Genomic DNA, 4527 nt, shown 5'->3' on the forward strand with positions numbered 1-4527 from the left:
AGAGCGGTTCATAAAGCCCATAAGCAAGAGAAAAGAGATGAGACGGTCGATAAGAGTACTTTCAATTACCCGCGACCATGAAAAAGACGGTCATGAAAAAATGGGCAACACTCGTTTAATGAAACGACCCTGCTAATTTGATACAATAAGAAAAAAGATTGGAGGATTATTCTTGTGACTGAAACGATGGTAAAAGAAGATCAGTTGTTAGGGAAGATTGCCACTGAACTCGCTATTCCCTATAAGCAAGTTAAAAATGTTATCTCTCTATTAAATGAAGGAAATACAGTTCCATTTATTGCGCGCTACCGAAAAGAAATGACCGGCGCTCTTGATGAAGTACAAATCCGCAATATCCTAGAACGCTGGCAATACATACAAAACCTTGAACAAAGAAAAGAAGAAGTTATCCGTATCATCTCTGAACAGGGCAAATTAACGGATGAACTCCAGCAAAATATAACAAAGGCTGAAAAACTTCAAGAGGTAGAAGACTTGTATCGTCCATACAAACAAAAAAGACGAACCAAGGCCACTATTGCGAAAGAAAAAGGTCTCGAGCCATTGGCAGAATGGCTTCTAACCTTTTCGAACCAGAGTATCGAAGAGAAAGCAAAAGAATTTTTATCCGAGGAAAAAGAAGTCCGAACGATTGAAGAGGCTATCGCAGGTGCGAAAGACATCATCGCTGAAATGGTATCTGATGATGCGGAAGGCCGTAAATGGATTCGTAAAGAAACAACCAAATCCGGTACAGTTGCTTCTACGGTAAAAGAAGCAGAAAAGGACGAGAAAAACGTTTATGAAATGTACTATGAGTACGAAGAACCTGTAAACAAAATCGTTCCCCACCGAATTTTAGCTTTAAATCGCGGCGAAAAAGAGGACATTCTTCGAGTCTCTGTAAAAATGAATACTGACTTAATTCTTTCTTATCTATCTAAAAAATGGATCCATAAGACAAACTCATCTGCAGCGCCAATCGTGTTAGAAGCGGTAGAAGACAGCTACAAACGCTTAATTCAACCATCAATTGAGCGTGAAATCCGTTCTGAGTTAACAGAAAAAGCAGAGGAACAAGCGATTCATATTTTTTCTGAGAATCTGCGTAATTTATTGTTGCAGCCGCCATTGAAGGGAAAAGTCGTCATTGGTGTCGATCCGGCTTACCGGACAGGCTGTAAATTAGCCGTTGTCGATGAAACGGGTAAAGTGCTGAAAATTGATGTGATTTATCCACATCTTTCAGATTTTAAAGCAAAAGAAGCGCGAGAAAAATTTATTAACATCCTACGTGAATATAAGGTAGAAATGGCAGCAGTCGGGAACGGGACCGCATCAAGGGAAACAGAGCAGTTCGTCGCTGATATTTTAAAAGAAATGGATGAAGAAATCTTCTATTTGATTGTCAATGAAGCTGGCGCCAGCGTGTATTCCGCCTCTGATCTGGCAAGGGAAGAATTTCCGAATTTCCAGGTTGAAGAAAGAAGCGCGGTTTCCATAGCAAGACGTTTGCAGGATCCATTAGCTGAATTGGTAAAAATCGACCCGAAATCAGTCGGCGTAGGCCAATACCAGCATGATGTTTCACAAAAAAGACTTTCAGAATCTCTGCATTTTGTCGTAGAAACAGCGGTTAACCGGGTAGGCGTAAATGTAAATACCGCTTCATCCTCTCTTTTACAATATGTTGCGGGTTTAAACAAAACAGCCGCAAACAATATTGTCAAAATGCGAGAAGAGACAGGAAAATTCACTAGCAGGGTTCAGTTAAAGAAAGTGCCCCGCCTTGGTGCGAAAACCTATGAACAGGCTATTGGTTTCCTGCGGGTATTAGATGGGAAACAGCCGTTAGACCGGACAGGAATTCATCCAGAAAACTATGATGAAGTAAAAAAACTATTAGCAAAACTGGGCTTTACTACGGACTCTTTAGGTTCCGAAGAGTTAAAAGCTGCATTAAGCGGTCTTGACCTAAAGTCTGTTTCTGAAGAATTGGCGATTGGTGAATTAACGTTAAAAGATATCGTTGATGCTTTGGTGAGACCTGAGAGAGACCCGCGCGATGACTTGCCTCGTCCACTCTTGAAAAAAGATGTATTAAAACTAGAGGACTTGAAAGCCGGTATGGAGTTGCAAGGCACCGTACGGAATGTTGTTGATTTCGGGGCATTTGTCGATATTGGCGTTAAACAAGACGGTCTTGTTCATATTTCAAAACTGAGCAACCGATTTATAAAACATCCATTAGATATTGTATCTGTTGGCGATGTGGTTACAGTTTGGGTAGATTCCGTTGATATGAAAAAAGGCCGGGTTGCCCTAACCATGCTGCAGCCATCTTAATTCAAGAGAAAACACTGCTTTTAAGAGCAGTGTTTTTTTCTGTAAAAAAACCAGCACTGGTTTAACATCTTGATCTGGTAGCGGTTCTTTTCATAGAAAGCTCTTTTCATTTGGTTTTGAAACCAAGTCGGCATAATTAAAACCTCCCGAAAAGCATTCTTCAATAAAGGTATAAACAATATATGCTATAATAGGTTGTCACGTTCGAAAAGAAAGGGAGGGGAGTTTAAATGGATGATTCAAGTCTTCAGTTATTGGTAGAAAAAATATCATTTGAATCATTTGGAAAAACATTTAAACATCGTGCTTCCTTTAATCAAAGGTTAAAATCAACCGGCGGCAGATATCTTTTAAACACACATAATATTGAAATCAATAAAAAGTATTTAGACCAGCTGGGGGAAAAAGAATTAATCGGGATTATTAAACACGAACTATGCCATTACCATCTTCATCTTGAAGGAAAAGGATATCAGCACCGCGATCAAGACTTTAAAGTTCTTCTAAAAAAGGTTGGGGCACCCCGGTTTTGCAATCAACTCCCAGAACGGAAAGTAAAGCGTACTCTGAAAAAAATACTTGTCTATCAATGCACGAAATGCAGGCAATCCTATCAAAGAAAAAGAACCATTAATACAAACAGATATGTGTGCGGAAAATGCAAAGGGAAATTGGCGAAGATCCAAGAGTTGATATTTGAGTAACATAAGATTTGAAAAAAATCTTATTGAAAAATCATATTGACTTTATGTTAGTTCGTCATTATAATGTAAAGAGTCGACAGGGCAATCGCCTAACGGTGTCGGCAAAGTTAAAATATTCCGCAGTAGCTCAGTGGTAGAGCTATCGGCTGTTAACCGATCGGTCGTAGGTTCGAGTCCTACCTGCGGAGCCATATTGGGGAAGTACTCAAGAGGCTGAAGAGGCGCCCCTGCTAAGGGTGTAGGTCGGGTAACCGGCGCGAGGGTTCAAATCCCTCCTTCTCCGCCATAAATTTTTGGCCCCTTGGTCAAGCGGTTAAGACACCGCCCTTTCACGGCGGTAACACGGGTTCGAATCCCGTAGGGGTCATCAGAAATGGAGAATGAGCTGAAGCTCATTTTCTATTTCTTAATTAATTGGTCTGGTAGTTCAGTTGGTTAGAATGCCTGCCTGTCACGCAGGAGGTCGCGGGTTCGAGTCCCGTCCAGACCGCCATTTAATTTTTTCTTATTTTTGGGCTATAGCCAAGCGGTAAGGCAACGGACTTTGACTCCGTCATGCGTTGGTTCGAATCCAGCTAGCCCAGCCATTTCTTTTATTGAGCCATTAGCTCATGAACATGAAATGAGCCATTAGCTCAGTCGGTAGAGCATCTGACTTTTAATCAGAGGGTCGAAGGTTCGAGTCCTTCATGGCTCACCTTTAGACAACATTATGCGGGTGTGGCGGAATTGGCAGACGCACCAGACTTAGGATCTGGCGCCGCAAGGCGTGGGGGTTCGACTCCCTTCACCCGCACCATTTATTTCCTCTTGAAAAGCAATTGATCATGTGATATGATTATTTTTGTCGCTGATTTAATGCGGTCGTGGCGGAATGGCAGACGCGCTAGGTTGAGGGCCTAGTGGGGGCAACCCCGTGGAGGTTCAAGTCCTCTCGGCCGCACCAAAAAAAGATTTGACAAACCGAATCATGTGTGATAAACTTTAAAAGTTGGTTTTAACAAGATGCGCCCGTAGCTCAATTGGATAGAGCGTCTGACTACGGATCAGAAGGTTATGGGTTCGACTCCTTTCGGGCGCGCCATTATTACGGGAAGTAGCTCAGCTTGGTAGAGCACTTGGTTTGGGACCAAGGGGTCGCAGGTTCGAATCCTGTCTTCCCGACCATTCGAAAATTTATATGCGGGTGTAGTTTAGTGGTAAAACCTCAGCCTTCCAAGCTGATGTTGTGAGTTCGATTCTCATCACCCGCTCCAAATTACCTTATATAATTGTTCTTTGAAAACTAAACAAACAAAAACGTCAACAAACAATAATATTCGTTTCTTTTTGAAACGAGCCAACGTTTTATTTTATGAGCTAATCAACTTTCTTGGAGAGTTTGATCCTGGCTCAGGACGAACGCTGGCGGCGTGCCTAATACATGCAAGTCGAGCGAATCACTAGGAGCTTGCTCCTGGTGGTTAGCGGCGGACGG

The 4527-nt window shown here is 42.1% G+C and carries 3 protein-coding genes, 11 tRNA genes and 1 rRNA gene; 14 read left to right on the top strand and 1 reads right to left on the bottom strand.

Annotation, left to right across the window (positions count from 1 at the left end; genetic code table 11):
• The first annotated feature begins 186 nt into the window (after nucleotides 1–186).
• Entirely contained in the window at nucleotides 187–2346 is a 2160-nt protein-coding gene (locus V7161_RS02210) for a Tex family protein (protein WP_420491553.1), read from the top strand.
• A 20-nt stretch (nucleotides 2347–2366) separates the two neighbouring features.
• Here the strand turns inward: V7161_RS02210 and cmpA are convergent, their stop codons facing one another.
• Nucleotides 2367–2480, bottom strand: coding sequence for a cortex morphogenetic protein CmpA (gene cmpA / locus V7161_RS02215; protein ID WP_223596335.1), 114 nt, complete (start codon nucleotides 2478–2480; stop codon nucleotides 2367–2369).
• Nucleotides 2481–2576: 96 nt separating this feature from the next.
• Here cmpA and V7161_RS02220 point away from each other — a divergent pair, with 96 nt between their 5' ends.
• From V7161_RS02220 to V7161_RS02280, 13 genes are all read left to right on the top strand, one after another.
• Nucleotides 2577–3050 carry a SprT family protein gene (locus V7161_RS02220; RefSeq protein ID WP_335442078.1) on the top strand — a complete coding sequence of 158 codons (474 nt, stop codon included), beginning with the start codon at nucleotides 2577–2579 and terminating at the stop codon, nucleotides 3048–3050.
• A 116-nt stretch (nucleotides 3051–3166) separates the two neighbouring features.
• A tRNA-Asn gene (locus V7161_RS02225) sits at nucleotides 3167–3241 on the top strand.
• A gap of 4 nt (nucleotides 3242–3245) precedes the next feature.
• Nucleotides 3246–3336, top strand: a tRNA-Ser gene (locus V7161_RS02230).
• Between the two features lie 9 nt (nucleotides 3337–3345).
• Nucleotides 3346–3417, top strand: a tRNA-Glu gene (locus V7161_RS02235).
• A gap of 49 nt (nucleotides 3418–3466) precedes the next feature.
• Nucleotides 3467–3543: transfer RNA gene (locus V7161_RS02240), tRNA-Asp, on the top strand.
• Between the two features lie 19 nt (nucleotides 3544–3562).
• A tRNA-Gln gene (locus tag V7161_RS02245) sits at nucleotides 3563–3637 on the top strand.
• 37 nt (nucleotides 3638–3674) lie between these two features.
• Nucleotides 3675–3747, top strand: a tRNA-Lys gene (locus tag V7161_RS02250).
• Between the two features lie 17 nt (nucleotides 3748–3764).
• Nucleotides 3765–3849, top strand: a tRNA-Leu gene (locus V7161_RS02255).
• Between the two features lie 61 nt (nucleotides 3850–3910).
• Nucleotides 3911–3996 (top strand) — tRNA-Leu (locus tag V7161_RS02260).
• Nucleotides 3997–4057: 61 nt separating this feature from the next.
• Nucleotides 4058–4134: transfer RNA gene (locus V7161_RS02265), tRNA-Arg, on the top strand.
• 6 nt (nucleotides 4135–4140) lie between these two features.
• Nucleotides 4141–4217 (top strand) — tRNA-Pro (locus V7161_RS02270).
• Nucleotides 4218–4232: 15 nt separating this feature from the next.
• Nucleotides 4233–4306 (top strand) — tRNA-Gly (locus V7161_RS02275).
• A gap of 113 nt (nucleotides 4307–4419) precedes the next feature.
• Nucleotides 4420–4527: ribosomal RNA gene (locus V7161_RS02280) — 16S ribosomal RNA — on the top strand; the annotation flags it as partial.

The sequence above is a fragment of the Neobacillus drentensis genome, from assembly GCF_036965425.1.
In the GTDB taxonomy this organism is placed as follows: Bacteria; Bacillota; Bacilli; order Bacillales; family Cytobacillaceae; genus Neobacillus; species Neobacillus drentensis_F.

What these genes read in the sequence shown, in the direction of transcription:
- V7161_RS02210 (WP_420491553.1), top strand. Translation starts at nt 187, where the DNA reads ATGGTAAAAGAAGATCAGTTGTTAGGGAAGATTGCCACTGAACTCGCT.
- cmpA (WP_223596335.1), bottom strand. Translation starts at nt 2,480, where the DNA reads ATGCCGACTTGGTTTCAAAACCAAATGAAAAGAGCTTTCTATGAAAAG.
- V7161_RS02220 (WP_335442078.1), top strand. Translation starts at nt 2,577, where the DNA reads ATGGATGATTCAAGTCTTCAGTTATTGGTAGAAAAAATATCATTTGAA.